Raw genomic sequence first — 19536 nt, forward strand, 5'->3', positions numbered from 1 at the left:
TGCGGCCTGCACGTTCATAAGGAACCCGATATGTTGACTCACATCCATATCCGCTTCGCTTTGAACCAGAAGGACGACAACGCTGCAATCCTCGCGGAGTTGAAGTCGGCCCTGAAGCTGGTCAAGAACGGCCCCATCTTCATCATCGGAAGCTGGCAGACGGGCGACTTTGGCCACGTCTATGCCGCAGCGGTGCGCCATTTCTCCATCGATGCGGTGACGCCGTTCTCCATCCTCGTCCTGCAAGCGGAAGGTTTCGGTGTGGGCGGGCTGCTCAAAGACATCGAGTTCAGCGTTCGCTCCGTCAGCGAGCGGCAGAACGGCACTTTCACGCTGCTGCACACTGACGCGATCAGCAAAAACCGCGCGATCGCCGCGATGACGGAGCTGATGAAGACGGTCGAGAACGCGCGCGAACCCTTCGACGCAACCTTCTGGGCAAAGACCGCCGTCCAAAGCATGACCCAGGGACAGCCGCTGACACCGGTCTGGGCAGACCTGGTGCGCGGGGGCTCATCGACTCATTACGATGCCTACACTGCGATATGCACTTCGTTCATGCAGGAATATATCGAGAGGTTCGGAATTTCGAAAGGTCGCGAAAAATTTGTCTGCCTGTGGGGCCGCACGTCCGGAATGCCAAAGCCGGGACGGCTACTGGGCGGTGCCAATCCTCAGTACGACTCATCCGAATCTGGCAACCAGCAGCTTTGTCTGAACCTCAAGTTCAAGATTCCATCAATCAAGGCCATTCTTATCGTTGGTGATGGATTCAATCACGAAACCAGGCAATTGAAACATGTGTTCAATCTCGGTGAATTCTGGAAGCGCCAGAGCAGCATCATGGGACGATTCCAGGAGAACGGTTTTTTCGACTATATGACGGCATTCTATGACTGTGATGTCGTCCACCTCGGCATGAAAAGCGGAGGTATGGATGTATTGGGGATCTGGGGCCAGAAAGTCGTTTTCATCGATTCCCTGAGATCGCCGGAGGTCACCAAGGCACGTGTCGGGGCCTGGACGACCAAGAACCTGCTGCCCGTTCCGATTAGCGAGATGCCGACATCAATGGGCAAAGCCATCGAAATAGCCCGAGCCAAAAATCCAAAATCCTTTAAGACCACGTTTTCAAGAGAAAAAGACGTTCAAGCCATGGAAAAAATAGCCCATGAGGAGAAGCTGGATGATTTGTTCAACAATGAAGATCTCGGCAAAATCGCATCAGCGGTAAGTCAAATGTTCGGTTAACTCGTGCAAGCGGCCTTCGCGCGCCGATCCTGCCCGTCACGTCGTCCGCCTTCGCAGACGTTCGCGACTCGCCCATCACCCGAGTTGCGAATACCAGCTTCATGGTTCGCGAGAGCCTCGTCTAGCCCCGAGAGAACGTGACCTCGTATGTGCAGCGCTTCCCGTCCATAGGGTCGACGGTCTCCGGCGTGGTGTAGATGAGTCGGTCGCCTCGAAACGCCAGGAAACGCACCTGCCGCGTGCCGGTCCAAAGCTCATTCCAACTACCGTCGAGAATGTGGATAACGCGATCGGATTCGACTACATACGTTCCGACGTAGGCGAACATCGGCTCAACGAGGCGAGATGACGATCGCCGCGCGGCGGTTCTGGGCCCGGCCGGTGGCCGTGCGATTGTCGCCCACCGGGTCGAGCTTGCCTCTCCCGATGATGTCGACGCTACCGGCAGGAAGCCCGGTGTCGACCAGTTCGTTCGCCACGGTCTCGGCACGGCGCTTCGACAACCGGACGTTGTAGGCCTCCGTGCCCACCCAGTCGGTGTACCCGTAGACGCGCACGCTGGTAAGCCCCACCGACACGAGCGTGTGGCCGATATGCTCGACGGTCCGGCGAACGTCAGGCTTGAGATCGTAGCGGTCGAAGTCGAACAGGATCGGTTCGCTCGAGCCGAACTCGAAGCCCTGCTCGGTCTCGTCGAATCCTTCCGACCTGAGCGCCTCGACCTGCGTATGGGTCAGACCGCGGTAAAGCGGCGGCGTATGGCAGCCCCCGAGCAGCATACACAAGAGCAGTGCGCTCCCAATGCCCACCCGCGAAATGCCTGCTGGAAACCAGTGTCTCATCATCGCATCCCCCTCGAGTGCGCCCGCCCTGCGCGCGCGCTGTTTCGCACCCTTGCGACGGCCCGGATGCTACGTCAGGTTCTGGCGTCACGCCTGTCCGGCGACGCTTTCGGCAAACTGCCACGAGCCCGGCCGCGCGCGCTTGGCCCGGTACATCGCGGCATCGGCGACGCGCATCAAACCGATTGCGTCGGTCGCATGATCGGGATACACCGCAACGCCGATGCTCATCGTGATGGCCACCGTACGGCCATCGGGCAAGGCGATTGTCGGCGCCATGGTGGCCAGTACGCCCTCGGCGATACGGCCGGCGCTGGCCACTTCGCGCATTGGCGCCAGCATCGCGGCGAACTCGTCGCCGCCCAGGCGCGCGACCAGATCGGCCTCGGGCAACTGCGTGCGCACCCGCGCAGCGATGCCGATCAGCACTGCGTCGCCTGCTTCATGGCCGAGACAGTCATTGACCTCCTTGAAACGGTCACAGTCGAGATATAACACGGCAACCCGCTGACCCGTCTGCGCGGCCCCGAAGAGGGCGCGCTCGAGGCGCGACTCGAACTGTACACGGTTGGGCAGGCCCGTCAGGGCGTCGTGGTTGGCCTGGTATTCGAGCGAGGCATTTTCTTCGCGCAGGGTGTTTTGCCATTCTTCGAGTTCATCGAGCAAGGCGTTGAAGTCGTCGCCGAGCTGGTTCAGTTCCGCGATCGCTACAGGCTCGACCCGCTGCTCGAACGCGCGCTCGCGCCGCACCGCGTGGGCGACGCCGGCCAGCGCGCGCAGCGGCGCGATGATGTTGCGCAGCAGGCGCTGCGAGCTCACATAGGCGCCGAGCACGCTGATGGCGAGGCCGGCCAGGATCCCGCCGATGCCACCGAGCAGGAAGCCGAAGAACTGGCGCCCCTGTCCGCGCACTTCGACCCGACCGACGACGATGCCGTCATGCAGCACCAACGTGGTCACGGGTCCCGGCAGCGCAATGCCGGCGACCTTCCGCTCGAGTCTGGCGATCGCGCTGTCGACGGGCAACTGCCACGCCGCGAACGGCAGGCCCTTGCCATCAGTGACGATGACCTCGGCCACATCCTCTTTGTTGGCGATCAGCCCGATCGCCTCGGCCGCCGCGATGCGGTCGCCGAACACCAGCGCCGCCTCGACCGTATAGCCGAGCGAGCGGGCCAGCAGGTTCAGATTATTGCCGGCATAGGCACGTAGCGCGATCACCGCGACTACGATCAGTGACACGGCGGCCATCGCGACGGCGACGAACGCCAGGCGCAGGTGCGCGCGGCGCAACACGCTTTGCAGCGTCGGGCGCGGAGGTGAAACGGGGGGCGCGGGCTGTCTCATGGCGTCAGTGGTCGCCGGGCGAGCTTGAGCACATTCGGCTGAACCCGTACGCCGCTGCGCGCCACGGCGTCGAGATTGATGTCGAACGTGATGGGTTCGTCATCGACATTGAGGCAGAACATGCTGCCGGTCGTGCAGGACGGGTTGTGTTCCGCGATGGTCAGGACCGGGTGGCCGGCCACGGCGGCTCTGACCTGCTGCCACTCATCGTCGCTCAGGTTGCCGGAATAGACGACGTCGCAGGCTGCACCGATGGCGGGATCGTCAAAGCCGATGCGCTGCGCGTCGAGCGGCGTCGAGCCAGCCTGCAGCGTGTCGACCAGGCCATGCGCGTAGTCAGGCCGGCCCGTCACGCACAGGCGCAGGCGCGCGGGCGGCGTCGGCCAGTGCGTGAAACTGATGATGCCCAGCACGACCTGACGCACGGCGGCGTCGCGCGGCGAAATGGTGGGATCGGCGCGGCTTGTGGTGTTGGCGGGCGCCTCGCTGGCTGGACCGGCTGCATTGGCGGGTGTCCCGGGGTGCGCGGCCGGTGCCGTAGCCAGCGCGCAAGCCACTGCGAGCAAGGCGTGACGAAGCAACGCGGCCCAGCCACGCCGACCGAACATCGTCTGCGCCGCGATCGTCGCCGCGCCCCCTGGCGTCATTGCGGCCGCACGAGGGGCAGCCGCCCAGCACACTCTCGCATGCATGATGAAAACACTCGTTGGCGTCGATCCTGGCGCTGCCTCCTGCCTGCCGTCATTCGCAAGCGCACGGAACGGTAATCTTACGCACAAAGTCGCGCGATCAACCAGTGGGAAACACCCGCCAGCACTTTGGGGAGAAGGTTGACGGCCTTCCCGATCACACAGGATTCACGCCGCAACGAATCGAGGTCCACGCCCGGTGATCAGCCGAATTTCGGCATATTGGTCAGCCTTGCATCGGCGACAACAGTGGCGACGGCTTGAGGTCCGACACGCTGCCTGTTGCTACCCACCTTGAAAGCAGGCTGGCGGGTCGAATCAGCGATCGAAGCGTACGGGTCATCAGATTGTTCGGCACGCCTCCGCGCACATCCGGCACGCATCGCTGCATGCACCGCAGTGCTCGGGTGCATGACCTGCGCATTCGTCCGCACACTCGTCGCAGATCCGCGCGCAAAGCGCACAAAACTCAGGGGCGAAACGGCTCTGCCGCGCCAGCGCGGCCGACGTAAGCCGGCATAGTGACGCGCAATCGATGTTGAGCCGAATGCATTTTGCCAAGGCCGCGACGCCGGGCTCTTCAAGGCATGCGGATGCGCAGCGGGCGCAGGCGGCGGCACACGCGTCGCATGCATCGATACACGGTTGATAGGCTTCGGGGTTCATTGTATCGAGCTCCAAATACGAGAAAGGTGGGCAGGCTTCGCACAGGCAGGCGCCCGCTTTTCGCCGGTGTACACGATCGCACGGCACGGCGCCCGCTTCCCGTTTGATGGACGAGAACTGCCGAGCCGGGCGGTACGGGGTGCATGTGTCGTACGGATTCGGCCAACGCTCTGCGTGGCAATGGACCCGCAGCCGACGGCATGCATCAGAATTTGCCCCGTGGTGCCAGTCCGGGCATACGGGTGCGCAGCGGCAGGCCATTACGCGCATATACGTGTAGACGAGTGTAGTCCACCGCAAGTAACGTCGGCGACGTCATCGTGTTGACTTGCCCACCCCCCGCATGGCCCCGCCTTCGGCCAGATTGTTGAGCCAATCTCGTACGCGCGCATCCGGACGGCGTCCCGGGGTAGTCGTACTTTTCGTGCGAAAACTGGCGATTACCGTGAGTCAGTGTCCGGTTCGCAAGCCCAGCGTCGACTACGGCGATTCCAGCAAGGGTTTTTAGGGTAAACGCTGAATAACAAAGTCCGCAGTTACGCCAGGTGTTTCTGACGGAATTCCTGTAGCGTCGCGCGCAATTTGACACAGTTTAGCGACTGATCAGAGAGAAGGTGAGTCGGGTCAGGTGGGAGATATCAGCGTCATATTGACGGCTTTGACTGCCCGATTGCAGGCAACCCACGCTTTCGCCTGGGCGGTCTCGATGCCGGTCGCCTGGTATCGATCCGAACCAGGTTGCGGCTGCCGCATCTGGCGGCATACGGGGCGCTGTCGGCTGCCGCTATTGACGCATCGGCGGTAGTGCCATGCAGCGCAAAGTCCCAATAGTTGAGGCTCCTGGACCACAACAGGACTACACTGGGGATGGGACAAATCCCGGAGTAGCGCCATGAGAAACATAGACCCTCGAAGCACCTTTCGCGGTCTTCCCTTGCCTCCGGAGCAAGACGCAGAAGTCAGACACTACATAAAGAGGCAAAAGCAGCGAGGCCTGCCCTGGGACACGCCTGAACTGGCGGCCATGCTTCGTGACATGCTGGAGCCACCGGGCAACGACGACGGTGAACCCAGTGCCACGGTCGACGAAGCGATAGCGGCCACAGAGCGCGCGTCGGCTTCCATAGACGAGGCCATGGACCCCATTGAGGCCAGCGAGGAGCGCAATGCCGCCATGGAAGCCGAGGGGATGAGGGGACCCAGGCGTTGAATTCCTGACGGGGCCTGCAACGGGCACGGAGATTCGCCTGGCGCGTCCAGATCGTAACGTGAGCCATTCAGGGACACCGTTCCCTTCGACGTGGACGCAGCCGACGACCAGCACGACGGCCGTGCGACAGAACAGTCAGGGCCTCGCGCTCCGAACCCGAACAGGTCACGTCCATGACCGCTCAAGGAAGACGCCTGGCAAGGCGTAGGGGCGAATTCCGCCGCTACGCGATCATCTCCTGATTCCTGCTCAAACTCCGCACATTCTTTTTCCTCGCCGACAGGCAGGCGCGATTTCCCGGCCTTTAACCTGAGTGCTGAAATGCGCATGCCAACCACGTTATTAAAACGTGGCGGAGCGTCTCCTCGGCACGGCACACAGGTTGAAAACACATCGGTCCGGGATCGTCTTAGGTAAGTAGCGCGCTCGCAATTCAGCGCGGAGTTTGAAGAACTGCCCGTGCTTATCCACAAGGCAGGTTGGACCACAATCGCTGAGGGGGCGCTGGTTGCTGCGATGCTCGCCACCCTGTCAGGATCAACGCAGGCGCGAGCGCTAACAATGGCGACTCGTTTCGATGGTTTGGTGCCGGCACATGGAGAAGGGTCCCAATTCCTTCAATAACACAACTAAATAAGCATAACGAACCATATGAATTGAGCGTTCATTGGTTCACTTCGCATGGGTCAGGAAGATTCTTACATGTGCGGGGGGAGGTAACCCAGGCATGATGCATTGGAACTGGAGGTGCCGAAATGACTGAAACCCATGTCGAGTTACCCGGCAGTCGTCGCCCGTCGAAGAGCGACGCGCGGCGAATGCGCGATGTCGACCCGCACGCGCACATCGAAGTCACTATCACGTTGAAGGCTCCGGCATTGCCGGATGTTACGGCGGCGTCGGGACCGGCATTGACTCCGGAGGAATTCGCACAACGTTATGGTGCGGCATCCGGGGATGTTCACGCGGTTGAGACAGTGCTGCGAGGATACGGACTGACGACAGAGGAACTGGCCCCGGACCGCCGCAGCCTCAGGATGAGCGGAACAGCAGCTGCAATGGAGGCAGCATTCCATCCGGGCCTCGGGATTTATCACAACGCCGAGCAGGGCGAATTTCGCGGCCGCGAGGGAACGCTGAAGGTACCCGCGGAGCTAGCCGGGATCGTGACCGGTGTGTTTGGTTTGGACCAGCGCCGGGTGGCGCGTCGTCGATCTGCGCAACAGGCGGAGTCCATCGGAAAGCCACTCACGCCAGCGGAGCTGGAAGTTCTATACAACTTTCCGCCGGGCGATTGCGCTGGCCAGAGCGTTGCCATCGCGGAATTCGGTGCTCCGCTTCAGTCGGGTTCCTTTCTCGCACCGGCCTATCTTCCTGACGATGTCAGTGCATTCTGCGCTGCGCAGGGCAGGGCGCTACCGAACATCGAGATCGTATCTGTCGACCTTGCGCCGCTGACTGCCGCGCAACTTCACAGCCTGCCAGCGAACGTGGGCAACGAAGTGTTGGACGAGACGGGCGAAGTCATGATGGACGTGGAAATTGTCGCGGCGTTGTGCACAAATGCGACCGTCTACGTCTACTTTGCCAGCTTCGATCAGAAAGGCTGGGTTGATCTGTTAACCCAGGTGGCGTCAGGTCAGCCTGCCACGCCGGTGAGCCTCTCGATCAGCTATGGCCTTGCCGAGGACTCGCCGGACTGGTCCGCAGCGGCCCTCAAGGCAATCAACAATGGACTGCAGGCGGCAGCTCTGCAGGGCATTACGGTGTGCGTCTCGGCCGGAGACGATGGCTCGGGGGCAGACATGAGCGGGACCCAGGCCCACGTGGAATTCCCGGCATCGAGTCCCTATGTGCTCGGCATTGGGGGCACGATGCTGACTGGCAGCGCCGCTTCAGAAGTTGTGTGGTGGGAGTCACCGGGAAGGCGAACCACGAAAGGGGGAGGCGCGACTGGTGGCGGCGTCAGCACCTTGTTTGCGCGGCCTGCATGGCAGAGCGTGAGCGTTTCTTCGCTCAACCGGGGTGGTATCGACGGCCGCGTCGTGCCAGATGTCGCGGCACTCGCCGGCCCTCCGCTCTACGATCTGATTCTCGACGGACAATCGTCGCCAAACGGTGGGACGAGCGCCTCGGCGCCCCTGTGGGCTTCGTTGATTGCCCGGGTCAATGCTGCGCTGCCCGCCGGCAAACGACAGCGTTTCATCACCCCTATGCTGTATGCGCAAGACGCCGATGGCCAGCCACAAGGGCAGGCAGTGTGCCGGGACATTACCAGCGGCCAGAACGCTTCTCATCCAAGACCTGGCAAGGGATATTCAGCCGGCCCAGGATATGACGCAGTGACGGGTTGGGGCGTACCGGACGGCAAAGCCTTGCTCGCTGCATTGACAAGGGCTTAGGGCCTGTTCACGCTAATAACGGGCTTGCGCTGGCCGCCAGAAGGGCCGAGCGCAAGGATTGGGACGAAGCGAATACTGGATGTATTCGCGAGGAGCATGACGCGGCGATCGGCCCTTCTGGCGGCCAGCCCCGCGAAGGTTTTTTTAATCAGGGGAACGTGCCTTTCCGCCCGCATTGCGGCGTCGGGCGTCGCTTGTTTGGCTCGGCCAAACGGCGCTCCTTCCTCCTTGCACTGCGGGCGGAAAGGCACGTTCGCAAGCCCGTTATTAGCGTGAACAGGCCCTAGGGCAGTGGGCTGGTTTTCGCGCATGTCCTGACGGTTTTTCACGCGGTGGCGTGATCTGATGCGCCTCGGTCCTGCCGTCGACACGGCGGATCAAATGAAGGCGATGTGAACCCATGACGCGACCTGGCTTCATCGGTTCAGAACTCTGCGAGGTAACGACAAATGTCAACAGCTGCAACTGCTATTCAACCCGACCAGCCCTATGCCGATCCCATTGCCTACGGCAACGGTCCCAACGATTCGATCACCGATAGCACGGAGCAGGCGGCGATCACACACCATCAGATCGTCCTGAGCGGGAAGGCGATCGACTACACAGCGACGGCCGGCCATCTTGTCACGCGCGATCCGAGTAGTGCGCAACCCGCGGCCAAGATCTTCTACGTGGCGTTCACGGCTGACGGCGCCGACCACAACACCCGGCCGGTCACGTTCTTCTATAACGGCGGACCCGGTTCGTCGTCGGTTTTTCTCCTGCTGGGCTCGTTCGCGCCGCAACGCATCAAGACGGAGATGCCGAAATTCACGCCGGCTGCGCCCTACACGATGGAGCCTAACCCGGACAGTCTGCTGGACAGAAGCGACCTCGTGTTCATTAACCCGGTCGGCACCGGTTATTCCGCCGCGATCGCACCGAACAGGAACAAGGATTTCTGGGGCGTCGACGAAGACGCAGGCTCGTTGCGGCAATTCATCGAGCGTTTCCTGACCGTATACGATCGCTGGAATTCGCCCAAATTCCTGTTCGGGGAATCGTACGGCACCGCCCGCTCGTGCGTGCTCGCCTGGTTGCTGCATGAAGCCGGCATCGACCTGAACGGCGTCACGCTGCAGTCGTCGATTCTCGACTATTCACAGGCCGGAAATCCCATCGGGCTGTTGCCAACCTGTGCCGCCGACGCCTGGTATCACCAGAAGATCAACGTCACGCCGGCCCCTGCCAACCTGCCGTCGTATACGCAGACCGTGATTCCGTTTGCGCTGACACCGTACGCGGCTGCCCTGGCGGCGTTTCCGAATCCCGATGCTGCGACTGTGCAGAAGCTCAGCGATTTCATCGGTATCCCTCCGGTGGTGCTCGATAGCTGGAGCCTGAATGTGGCAGCACCCAATGCGATCGGCAATACGGCATTCCTTACGACCCTGTTGCAGGCGCAAGGTCTTGAGCTTGGAGCTTATGACGGCCGGGTCACCGGCGTAGGGACGGGCATCGCTGCCGTGATCAATCCAAATTCGGGCGGCAACGACCCAACGATGACCGCGGTCAGCGGCGTGTACACAGCCATGTGGAACACCTATCTCAACGACACACTCAAGTTCACGTCGGTGTCGCCCTTCACGGACTTGAACGATCAGGCGTTTGCAAACTGGGACTTTGGTCACATCGACCCGACGGGTGCCCAGAAGGGGAAGGACGTGAACGGCAACATCGTGCTGTACACCGCTGGCGATCTCGCGGCGACGATGGCGCTGAACGTCGATCTGAAGGTTCTGTCGGCGAATGGTTATTACGATGCGGTCACGCCTTTCTATCAGACTACGATGGACTTGCAGAACATGCCGCTGCAGGACGCTACGGTGCGCAAGAATCTGACCGTCAAATATTACCCGTCGGGTCATATGATCTACCTCGACGGCGATTCGCGCACCGCGCTGAAATCCGACCTTGCGTCGCTTTACGACAGCACGACATCCGACCAGGCGGCCATGGCTCGGGTGCGCGTCCTGCAGGCGAAGAAAAGGCCGGCCACGGGATCCAGGACGTAGCAGATACTGCTCGTGGCGAAGCCGGAGGGACGCTCCGGCTTTGCCACAGGTGGCGCCGCCTGGCAGAACACGGATCGCAGCGAACGCCGGGAAGTGTTTTCGACCGTGTCTGGCAGCTCAACCATGCGCCGGGCGCGACGGGCGGCCAGGCACTTCCGGTCGCCAACCTGCCTCAGAGACTTCTGTTTGGCGATGAGAGTGTTTGAGCGTCTTTCGCACCCCGAGCCACGCGAACCGCACCCGTCCGGTGACAGTGTTATCGCGCCGCCGCAGAGGCGTTTTGCGCGAGGATGGTCGCGAATACTTCCGTCAGTGACGTCGTTCCGAAACGTCGTTCGGTGGCGTTCGTTTCGACGTCGATATGGCCCGCGTTGTGCGAGTCGTAGAGGTCCGTAATCAGTCGCGCGTGAAGCTCGCTCAAGCCCGTGCGCAGCAGCGTCGATGTCCACCGATCGCGCGGCAATTCATGCGCGACGATCTCCCGGCCTGCCGCTTCGCCAAGCGAGCGTGCCACATCGAGGGCGCAAGGCCGCCCGGGTCCTTCAATGCTGACGACGCGCACTTCCGAATCCGGCGCGCCTTCGAGCAGCAGCGCCGCGCACGCGTCGCCGACGTTATGCGCCGACACCGTCGGGAATTGTTTGGTCAGCGGGTGGTGAAAACTCGGCAGCACGCCTGTCGAGAGCGCAACCGGGAACACGCGCGCCCAGTTCTGCATGTGCTCGGCCGAGCGGAGCAGCGTCAGATGCGGCACGGCGCGTTTCAGCCGTTCCTCGAGATAATGGAAGAGTTGCGTGATGCCGGTACCGGCGTCGAGTTCAGCTCCGTAATCCGATATCGCAAGCACGTGCCGGGGCGGATTTGCACTCAACGCGTCGGCAGCAACGTCGATCATGTCACGCATCCCGCGTTCGGGATCCGGATGAGCCGACGGCACGGGGCACAGCATCTGTACTGCCTGCGCGCCCTGGATGGCTCTCGCGACGGAGTCGCGATCCAGCAGGTCCGCAACCACCACTTCACATCCCGACGCGGCGAACGTTCGACCCTGGTCCACAGTCCGCACGACTGCGCGCACGGACTGGCCCGCATCGCGAAGACGTTTTACGGCGACTTGTCCTGCCTTACCGGATGCTCCGAATATGACGTACATGAACCGCTCCTTGTCTGGTGGCTTGAGGGCATCATAGGAGCGTGTTGCAGGCGAGACGCGCGGGTGCGGATCAATTTGAGCAGATTCGGATGATTTTCATCTCGGCGATGTGACGCGACATCGGGGGCAAGCAGACTGGCCTGAAACGCATCACAATGCACGCACAAAGAGTGGACTTCCGGAAAGGAGATGTCATGCAACTCGCGACGCCGCATCTCACGTCGAATCTCACACCGCAAGCGGGTCGCACAGTCAGCCTGCGTTCCAGCGCGGCGCTCGGCTGGCAGGGTTTCGGCGTCGAAATGGTGGGCATTCCGGCGGGCGAGCACCGGATTCCTGCGACCACGCATCACAGGATAGGCGTACACGTCGGTACGCCCGTCAAGGCACGATGCCTGTGCAATGGGCGCCGGGTCGCCCGCATTCAGGCGCAGGGCGACGCCGACGTCATCCCCGCTGGCCTTGACGGCGTATGGACCGACGAGTCGGACTGCACGATTCTGCGCATCTGGATCAGCGATGAATTCGCACGCACGACCGCCGGGCAACTGGGCCTGAATCCTGAGCGTGCGCACATCAGGCCACAGTTCCAGCTTCGTGACCGGCGTCTGCAGCATCTCGCCTGGGCGCTGCGCGCCGAACTCGAAGCCGAGGAAGCATCGGATGCGCTCTATGCGGAGAGTCTGTGCACGGCAGTGGTCGTGAGGCTGCTGGAAGGGGCGCCCGAACCCGACAACCGCCGGCGCTCGCTCGCCCCCAACGCGGCGGCGCGTGTCATCGACTTCATCGAAAGCAATCTCGACAAACGCCTGACGCTCGCCGAACTGGCTGCGCTGGTCGACCTCAGCGTGCCGCACTTCAAGGTGTTGTTTCGCGAGACGCTCGGCATGCCGGTCCATCAGTACGTGATCCACCGCAGGGTCGAGCGCGCGAAAGCCCTGTTATTGCAGGGCCGTTTGAGCGTGACGCAGATCGCGCTTGAAGCGGGCTTTGCGCATCAGAGTCACATGGCGCACTGGGTGCAGCGGCTGCTCGGCGCAACGCCGCGCGAGATAGCGAAAAAGCGACGCGATGGCCTCGATGACGATCGGATCCTCCCGGCAGGCAAGGATTAGTCAACGGGGCAAGCAGGCGTTTGCCTTAAAGCGCTACGCGCGCTTCCTCTCCGCTCAGCTTTTGACGCGCTCGGAGCGAGGATCGTAGGGCGCCTTCAGATGAACGGTAGCCGGCAGCAGTTCACCAGCGACGTCGATTGCGTATCTGCCGCCTGTCAGATAGTCCACATCGGCGGCGCCGTCCGGATTATTGATGTAGCCCATCGCAACAGGACAGCCCAATGTATGGCCGAATGCGGCCGAACTGACGAAGCCCACGGGCACGCCATTGCGCAGGATCGCTTCGCCGCCCCAGAGCATCCGGTCGCTGGCGCCGTCGGCGGTCAGGATCGCCATGCGGCGGCGAACCGGCTCGTCGCGCAGAGTCAGCAGCGCGTCTCGGCCGCGGAACGGCATGTCCGTCTTCAGCTTGCAGGCGAATTCGAGCCCGGCTTCGAAGGGATTGACGTCCGGCGTGAGTTCGCGGCCCCACGCGCGATAACCTTTTTCGATGCGCAGGGAGTCGATCGCGTAGTAGCCTGCGTTGACGAGGCCGAAGGATTCGCCGGCAGCGTGCAGCGTTTCATACACACCGACCGCGAATTCGACGGGCACGTACAGCTCCCAGCCGAGCTCGCCAACGTATGTCAAACGCGTCGCGCGCACCGTCGCATAGCCGATGTCGACTTCGCGGCTTTGACCGAAGGCGAACGCCTCGTTGCTCCAGTCGGCTTTCGACACACTCTGCAGCAAGGCCCTTGAACGCGGCCCCATGACAGCCAGCACCGCATGCTGACCGGTGATGTCGACGAGCGTGCAGTGTTTGTCGACGGGGATCAGCTTTTCGATGGTGTCGAAATCGCGCGTGGTTTGCGCCGAGCCGGTGACGATCAGATATTGATCGTCGGAGAGTCGGCATAGCGTGAAGTCGGATTCATAGCCGCCCCGCCCGTTGAACATGCCGGTGTAGACAGTCGTGCCCGGCGGCACCGCCACGTCGTTGGCGACGATGCCTTGCAGGACCGCCTCCGCGTCGCGTCCTTTCACGAGGAATATGGAGAACGACGTCATGTCGAAGAGCGCCACGCTTTCGCGACACGCGCGATGCTCGGCACCGCTCCAGGGCAGCCAGTTCTGCTGGCCGAATGCGTAGTCGACGCGCGCCTCGGCAGGCGAGGGCGCGAAGAAATTTGCGCGCTCCCAGCCCATCTTGCTGCCGAAGCATGCGCCGTCGTCCTTCAGTTGCGAATAGAGGGGCGAGCGCCGGAACGGCCGGGCGGTGTCCAGCTCGCGATTCGGCCATGGCATGGCGTAGTGCAAGCCGAGCGTTTCCTTGACGCGATCGTGCAGCCAGGTGTCGTTGCCATTGAAACGCGCGAAGCGGCGGATATCGACGGGCCACAGGTCCATCGTCGGCTCTCCGGCGACGATCCATTCGGCAAGCGCCATGCCTGCGCCGCCGGCCGACGCGATGCCCATCGAATTGAAGCCGGCGCCGACAAAAAAGTGACGCAGTTCGGGGGCTTCACCGAGTATGAAATTGTTGTCGGGCGTGAACGACTCCGGCCCGTTGTAGAACTGCCTGACCTGCGCGGTCTCGAGCGCGGGCACCCGTTGCAGCGCGTTCTCCATCAGGATCTGGAATTGATCCCAGTCGTCGGGTAGCAGCTGGAATTCAAAGTTTTCCGGAATGCCGTCCATTCCCCACGGCTTCGCATTCGGCTCGAAACCGCCCATCACGAGCCCGCCCACTTCTTCCTTGAAGTAGATGTATCCATCGGGGTCGCGCATCACCGGCAGGTCGGGATGTACGCCTGCAATCCGCTCAGTCACGATGTAGTAGTGCTCGGCGGAATGCAGCGGCACCGTGACGCCGCACAGGCGGCCGATCGCTTTCGCCCACTGGCCCGCGCAGTTGACGACGATTTCCGCATCGATCGCGCCCTCGTCGCCGTCCTTGTTGCGCCATGCGAGGCCGCTGACTTCGCGGCCACCGGCGGCAGCCTGTCTGGTGTGGACAGCGGTCACGCGCGTGTTCTCGACGATGTGCGCACCGTGCGTTCTTGCGCCGCGTGCCAGCGCCTGGGTCAGGTCGGTCGGGTTGGCCTTGCCGTCGCCGGGGAGCCATACGGCGCCGAGCAGGTCGTCCGTGCGCATGACCGGCCACAACTCGCCGGCTTCGATCGGGCCGATCACGTCGCACGCGACGCCGTACGCACGCGCAACAGCCGCGGTGCGTTTCAACTGGGTCATACGCTCGGCCGTGCGCGCGACCGACAGTGATCCACACTGTTTCCAGCCCGTGGCGAGGCCGGTGTCGGCTTCGAGTTCGGCATAGAGCGCGGTCGAGTAGCGGATCAGCTTTGTCATGCTCTCCTGCGCGCGCAGCTGGCCGACGAGACCGGCCGCGTGCCAGGTCGTGCCGCACGACAGTTGCCCCTGCTCGAGCAGCACGACGTCGGTCCAGCCCATACGGGTCAGGTGATACGCCACCGAACAGCCGACGATGCCGCCACCGACGATCACCACGCGCGCATGCCCAGGAATATTCGTGGACTTATGTTGATCCATGTCTTAAATACGTTGAAGCATATGGAAATGTGTGTAGATTGCAACCAACCGACACAAAATGCAACATCGGCGCGAGAAATAGAGGATGCGGGGGCCAGGATTACGCTAGCCGGGAGCAGGCACTGCAAGGCGGAGCAAGCTGCTCCGATCGCTGATCAAGGGTAGCCGTAAGCCGGTAAAAACCTTGAGAGTCGGGCGCGAGAGCGCGAAAAATCATCTCGATCGCCTGTCGATCAACACAGTGCCACACCACGAACGTTGATTTGAGTGGATTTACGTTGAATTGTGTTTCCAGAGACCTTGCGCCTTTGCTAGACTGCCTCAGACCCCATAATTCCGGACTTTGCCACTATGTTCTCCACGCAACGGCAGGCTGAAATCATGCGCATCGTGCGGGAAAAACAGACCTGCACGATCAATGAGCTGGCCGACATCTTTGCGGTGTCCGACGAAACCATTCGTCGCACCATCAAGCCGCTGATCGGCGACGGTCTGCTGGTGAAGGTCCACGGCGGCATCATGCTGCCGGATCATCTCGACGAGCCGCCATTCCAGCGCCGGATGCAGGAAAACCGCGAGGGCAAGCAGATGATCGCGGCGCGCGTCGGCGAGATGGTGCAGGACGGAGACTCGCTGATCCTCGACGGCGGCACGACTTGCGTTCATATCGCGCAGGCGCTGTGTGCGCGCTCCCGCCTGACGGTCGTGACGAACTCCGCCGAGATCGCCCGCACGCTCGCGCCGCGCAACGAGAACCGCGTGTTCATGACAGGCGGCGAACTGCGTCCCGACGACGCGTCGGCCTTTGGGGAAAACGTGCTCACGTTCATCCGGCAGTTTCACGTTCGATACGCGATCCTCTCCGTAACAGCCATCGACAACCAGGGGCGTTTCATGGATTCGCTGCCGTGGGACGCTGCTTTCGCGCAGGCTGCTTTCGCGCAGGCCGAAGAGCGCGTGATAGCCGCCGATCACAACAAGTTCGGTCACAGCGCGCTAGTGCGCGCCTTCAATGCCGACGAGATCGACCAGTTGATCACGGACGCGCCGCCGCCCCCGGCGCCTGCTCAGGTGTTTGCGGCGGCAGGCCTGAAAGTGAGCGTCGGTGCGCCGGCGCAAGCCGGATCGCGTGAGCCGGTGGGCGTGACAGCCTGAAATCTGGCCAACACCGTCGCCCGAGCCGCGCTGCACATTCCCGGGAGCGCAAATAAACATTGCACGCTGTGCGAGGCTTTCCACCTTGATTGGTTTTCACATTGATTAACGATTTTGACGTCCTCGCTTTACGATTTCTGACGGTACTTTCTGATAGATGATCAAAAGATAATCACTGAGGCTTTGATAACCAGCGCGATCCACCCAGCTTGGGCCGGCGGAGCAATCGCCTGTCTGGCGGGGCTGGAGAACTGTGCAAAACCCCATCGCCCGGCTAGCTTGTTCAGATCGCCATTTGACAATTCTTAAACGATTTAATCTCGCACCCTCCTTATACTCTGGCGCACGATTGTCAATTTTCGTGAGAAAGTCGGACATCGATGGCGTCGAGACCGGCGGGCGCTGGAGCAGCGCGTATCGACCACCCGCACAGCCACGGTTGGCGCTTTTGAGAAACTGAATGCGTGGGCGCTGACGCAGCCCGACTACGCTCCGGCGGCGTGGAACCACGTGCAAATCCATCTGGACGCGGCACTCTCGCGTCGACAGGCCGCGCAGGGTAGCGAAGAAGGGCAGGAAAGGCGTGGCGATGATGCCGCAAGAACAGGCGGCGATCGCTTCGCTGGCCAGCCGGGAAATGGACGGCGCCAAAAGACGGGGTAAAACAGCGGCCGTGTGATCGAATCCAGCCTGTCGGCCATGACTAAGGGGATCAGATTACAGATCGACTTCATTTCCGGTCGGGTAGCGCTTTTCGATTATGATCAAATGCCCGTCCGGAAGTGTGCGTATCCGCCCTTAGAGCGGACTGTTTGCTGCGATATATCCATGGGAACTGCGTGCTTTATGCCGTTGCCAATCGGGTACTGGATGATTGAATAGATAGCGTGGCCAGCCAGTTACGAAAATGAGTTTGCGTTGCGGGGGTTTATGAGAATTGCTGTCCTGGATGACGATCAGGCCCAAACCGATTTTATCTGTCAGACATTATCGGGAGCAGGGCATATCTGCCACGCGTTTTCCTCAGGCCGCGAACTGGTGCGGCAGTTGAGGCGGCAGACGTTCGATCTGCTCGTGCTCGACTGGAACGTGCCGGACATGTCGGGCGAGGAAGTCTTGCGCTGGGTCCGGCAGAGCCTTTCCGAGCGACTTCCGATCCTGTTCATGACGAGCCGCAGCCGCGAAACGGATATCACGTCGATACTCAACCTTGGAGCCGACGACTACGTCGTCAAGCCGGTCGCCGGCAGCGTCCTGCTCGCGCGCATCGGTTCGCTGCTGCGCCGCGCCTATCAGTTCAGTGCGTCCTCCACGCGCGAAGTCTATGGAGACTACGACTTCGATCTGAGTGCGAAGCAGGTGCTCCTGAAGGGCAACGCCGTTGCGCTGACACAAAAGGAATTCCAACTTGCGCTGCTGCTGTTCCAGCATCTGAGCCGACCGCTGTCGCGCACTCACATTCTCGATGTGATCTGGAAGCAGGTCACCGAAATCCCGTCACGTACCATGGACACGCACGTGTCGATGCTACGCGCCAAGCTCAATCTGCGTCCGGAACATGGTTATCGGCTGACGCCGATATACGGCTATGGCTATCGCCTTGAACGGGTGGAAAGCACCGGGACGCCCGAGCGGGGTGACGCATGACGGGTGCCGGTGTGGCGGTAACGCGCACGCCGGCGCCAGTGCCCATGCGAAAAGCGCGCCGCACGGTGTCGTTGCTGGCGCCGTGTCTTGCCGCGGCGTTCGGCGCTTTGTGGACCTCAGCGTCGTTCGCGCAGACGCACCCGGCGCGTACCTCCAATGCCATGGCGCCGTACATCGCAAAGCGCGGCGACACGCTCTACGACATCGCAGGGCGCTATCTGCGCGATCCCTCGGACTGGGTGACCTTGAGCCGGCTGAACCATGTGCCCACGCCGCGCCGTTTGCAGCCTGGTGTGAAATTGCTGCTGCCCGTTGAACTGCTGAGGCGGGATCATCTGACGGCGCGCGTCGTCGCGACCAGCGGTCCCGTCGAACACGCGTTCCGCGATGGCCCATTCACGCCAGTCAGCGTCGACACGATGCTGACAGAAGGCGACCGCGTACGCACTGGTCATAACGGATTTGTCACGCTGGAACTGGCAGACGGCTCGCACATCGGCGTGCCGCAGGACAGCACGATCGGCATTGACACGCTGCGCCAGACCGCTCTCACCGGCGCAACCGACCGGGTGTTCGATCTGCGCGAGGGCGAAGTCCGCACCGAAGTGACGCACGCCACGAAGAAGGACGACCGCTTTCAGATCCGTTCGCCGTCAGTGGTGGCGGGCGTGCGAGGCACGAGCTTTCGCGTGCGTTACGATCGCGACGGGGCGTCGACGACAACCGTCGAAGTGCTCGACGGGGCGGTCGGCGTCGACGCTGCAAGCCGGGCTCCACGCGCGCCTGGGGTGCCGCTTCAGGCTTCGGCGCAACTCGTGACGGCGCACCATGGCAACGTGACCCGGGACTCGGGCGCAATCGGTGCTCCCGTCCCGCTGCTGCCCACGCCGGCGCTCGTCGATCCGGCGAAGCTTCAGGCCGCGAGAGAAGTCGCCTTCGACATCGTCCCGCAGCCGGAGGCGCACGCCTGGCGCGTGCAGATTGCGCGCGATGCGGGCCTGCTTGCGTTGATTCGCGAAACGCGCGTGACAGAGCCGCATGCGTCGTTTGGCGATCTGCCCGACGGCAGCTATTTCGTCAGCCTGTCCGCCATCGACAGTCACGAGCTCGAAGGCCTGCCGCAGGTGTACGCTTTCGAGCGGCGCCAGTTCGGACTGGCCGCTTCGGCCGCGCCGCGCACCGGCACCCGCGACTACGAATTCCGCTGGTTCGTGAGCCGTCAGGCCGACTCGACGCGGTTTCGCTTCGTGCTGGCGGACACCGCCGATCTGAGCCACCCGCTCATTGACCGGACCGATCTCGAGGGCGGCGAACTGGTCGTGAAAGATCTGCCGCGCGGCGTCTATTACTGGACCGTGATCGCCGAGCAGTTCGACAATGGCAAGTTCTACGAGACGGGCAGCGCGGTCCGGTCGTTCACGCTGGCCTACTGATCCATACAGGCAACGGCCAGCG

The 19536-nt window shown here is 62.2% G+C and carries 13 protein-coding genes and 1 pseudogene; 8 read left to right on the top strand and 6 right to left on the bottom strand.

What is annotated here, in order from left to right:
• Positions 1–30 precede the first annotated feature (30 nt).
• The gene (locus tag P3T23_RS14840) at positions 31–1251 is read left to right on the top strand and encodes a hypothetical protein (RefSeq protein ID WP_429316920.1); all 1221 of its coding nucleotides are present in this window, start codon (positions 31–33) and stop codon (positions 1249–1251) included.
• Positions 1252–1372: 121 nt separating this feature from the next.
• Here the strand turns inward: P3T23_RS14840 and P3T23_RS14845 are convergent, their stop codons facing one another.
• The 4 genes from P3T23_RS14845 to P3T23_RS14860 form a co-directional block, all read right to left on the bottom strand.
• Positions 1373–1579: a lipocalin-like domain-containing protein gene (locus tag P3T23_RS14845; protein ID WP_429316921.1), complete on the bottom strand. Its 207-nt coding sequence runs from the start codon at positions 1577–1579 to the stop codon at positions 1373–1375.
• A gap of 4 nt (positions 1580–1583) precedes the next feature.
• Positions 1584–2093 (bottom strand): OmpA family protein, encoded by a 510-nt coding sequence (locus P3T23_RS14850; RefSeq protein WP_429316922.1) that lies wholly within the window; start codon positions 2091–2093, stop codon positions 1584–1586.
• Positions 2094–2180: 87 nt separating this feature from the next.
• Positions 2181–3440 (bottom strand): diguanylate cyclase domain-containing protein, encoded by a 1260-nt coding sequence (locus P3T23_RS14855; RefSeq protein ID WP_429316923.1) that lies wholly within the window; start codon positions 3438–3440, stop codon positions 2181–2183.
• Positions 3437–4132: a YfiR family protein gene (locus P3T23_RS14860; RefSeq protein WP_429316924.1), complete on the bottom strand. Its 696-nt coding sequence runs from the start codon at positions 4130–4132 to the stop codon at positions 3437–3439. Before P3T23_RS14860 ends, P3T23_RS14855 begins: the two co-directional genes overlap by 4 nt.
• 1555 nt (positions 4133–5687) lie before the next feature.
• On the opposite strand from P3T23_RS14860, the gene P3T23_RS14865 reads away from it, so the two are divergent.
• The 3 genes and pseudogenes from P3T23_RS14865 to P3T23_RS14875 form a co-directional block, all read left to right on the top strand.
• Positions 5688–6005 (top strand): hypothetical protein, encoded by a 318-nt coding sequence (locus tag P3T23_RS14865; RefSeq protein WP_429316925.1) that lies wholly within the window; start codon positions 5688–5690, stop codon positions 6003–6005.
• A gap of 755 nt (positions 6006–6760) precedes the next feature.
• A complete protein-coding gene (locus P3T23_RS14870) occupies positions 6761–8407 on the top strand; it encodes a S53 family peptidase (protein ID WP_429316926.1) in 1647 nt (548 codons plus the stop codon).
• A gap of 479 nt (positions 8408–8886) precedes the next feature.
• A pseudogene (locus tag P3T23_RS14875) lies at positions 8887–10461 on the top strand (S10 family peptidase); the annotation flags it as partial.
• Positions 10462–10717: 256 nt separating this feature from the next.
• Here the strand turns inward: P3T23_RS14875 and P3T23_RS14880 are convergent.
• Positions 10718–11614 carry an NAD(P)H-binding protein gene (locus P3T23_RS14880; RefSeq protein ID WP_429316927.1) on the bottom strand — a complete coding sequence of 299 codons (897 nt, stop codon included), beginning with the start codon at positions 11612–11614 and terminating at the stop codon, positions 10718–10720.
• 194 nt (positions 11615–11808) lie between these two features.
• On the opposite strand from P3T23_RS14880, the gene P3T23_RS14885 reads away from it, so the two are divergent.
• On the top strand, positions 11809–12729 hold the full coding sequence (locus P3T23_RS14885; RefSeq protein WP_429316928.1) for a helix-turn-helix domain-containing protein: 921 nt from the start codon (positions 11809–11811) through the stop codon (positions 12727–12729).
• Positions 12730–12783: 54 nt separating this feature from the next.
• Here P3T23_RS14885 and P3T23_RS14890 read toward each other — a convergent pair whose 3' ends face one another.
• Positions 12784–15279, bottom strand: a complete 2496-nt coding sequence (locus P3T23_RS14890) for a GcvT family protein (RefSeq protein ID WP_429316929.1) — start codon at positions 15277–15279, stop codon at positions 12784–12786.
• 351 nt (positions 15280–15630) lie between these two features.
• On the opposite strand from P3T23_RS14890, the gene P3T23_RS14895 reads away from it, so the two are divergent.
• The 3 genes from P3T23_RS14895 (at position 15631) to P3T23_RS14905 (ending at position 19514) form a co-directional block, all read left to right on the top strand.
• On the top strand, positions 15631–16434 hold the full coding sequence (locus tag P3T23_RS14895) for a DeoR/GlpR family DNA-binding transcription regulator (RefSeq protein ID WP_429316930.1): 804 nt from the start codon (positions 15631–15633) through the stop codon (positions 16432–16434).
• 930 nt (positions 16435–17364) lie between these two features.
• Positions 17365–18081, top strand: coding sequence for a response regulator transcription factor (locus P3T23_RS14900; RefSeq protein WP_429316931.1), 717 nt, complete (start codon positions 17365–17367; stop codon positions 18079–18081).
• A gap of 44 nt (positions 18082–18125) precedes the next feature.
• The gene (locus P3T23_RS14905; protein ID WP_429316932.1) at positions 18126–19514 is read left to right on the top strand and encodes a FecR domain-containing protein; all 1389 of its coding nucleotides are present in this window, start codon (positions 18126–18128) and stop codon (positions 19512–19514) included.
• The last annotated feature ends 22 nt before the right edge of the window (positions 19515–19536 follow it).

The sequence above is a fragment of the Paraburkholderia sp. GAS448 genome, from assembly GCF_050435685.1.
Lineage (GTDB): Bacteria > Pseudomonadota > Gammaproteobacteria > Burkholderiales > Burkholderiaceae > Paraburkholderia.

Coding starts and splice junctions, on each gene's coding strand:
- P3T23_RS14890 (WP_429316929.1), bottom strand. CDS start 15,279: ATGGATCAACATAAGTCCACGAATATTCCTGGGCATGCGCGCGTGGTG.
- P3T23_RS14900 (WP_429316931.1), top strand. CDS start 17,365: ATGAGAATTGCTGTCCTGGATGACGATCAGGCCCAAACCGATTTTATC.
- P3T23_RS14840 (WP_429316920.1), top strand. CDS start 31: ATGTTGACTCACATCCATATCCGCTTCGCTTTGAACCAGAAGGACGAC.
- P3T23_RS14880 (WP_429316927.1), bottom strand. CDS start 11,614: ATGTACGTCATATTCGGAGCATCCGGTAAGGCAGGACAAGTCGCCGTA.
- P3T23_RS14895 (WP_429316930.1), top strand. CDS start 15,631: ATGTTCTCCACGCAACGGCAGGCTGAAATCATGCGCATCGTGCGGGAA.
- P3T23_RS14870 (WP_429316926.1), top strand. CDS start 6,761: ATGACTGAAACCCATGTCGAGTTACCCGGCAGTCGTCGCCCGTCGAAG.
- P3T23_RS14865 (WP_429316925.1), top strand. CDS start 5,688: ATGAGAAACATAGACCCTCGAAGCACCTTTCGCGGTCTTCCCTTGCCT.
- P3T23_RS14845 (WP_429316921.1), bottom strand. CDS start 1,579: ATGTTCGCCTACGTCGGAACGTATGTAGTCGAATCCGATCGCGTTATC.
- P3T23_RS14885 (WP_429316928.1), top strand. CDS start 11,809: ATGCAACTCGCGACGCCGCATCTCACGTCGAATCTCACACCGCAAGCG.
- P3T23_RS14855 (WP_429316923.1), bottom strand. CDS start 3,440: ATGAGACAGCCCGCGCCCCCCGTTTCACCTCCGCGCCCGACGCTGCAA.
- P3T23_RS14860 (WP_429316924.1), bottom strand. CDS start 4,132: ATGCATGCGAGAGTGTGCTGGGCGGCTGCCCCTCGTGCGGCCGCAATG.
- P3T23_RS14850 (WP_429316922.1), bottom strand. CDS start 2,093: ATGAGACACTGGTTTCCAGCAGGCATTTCGCGGGTGGGCATTGGGAGC.
- P3T23_RS14905 (WP_429316932.1), top strand. CDS start 18,126: ATGCGAAAAGCGCGCCGCACGGTGTCGTTGCTGGCGCCGTGTCTTGCC.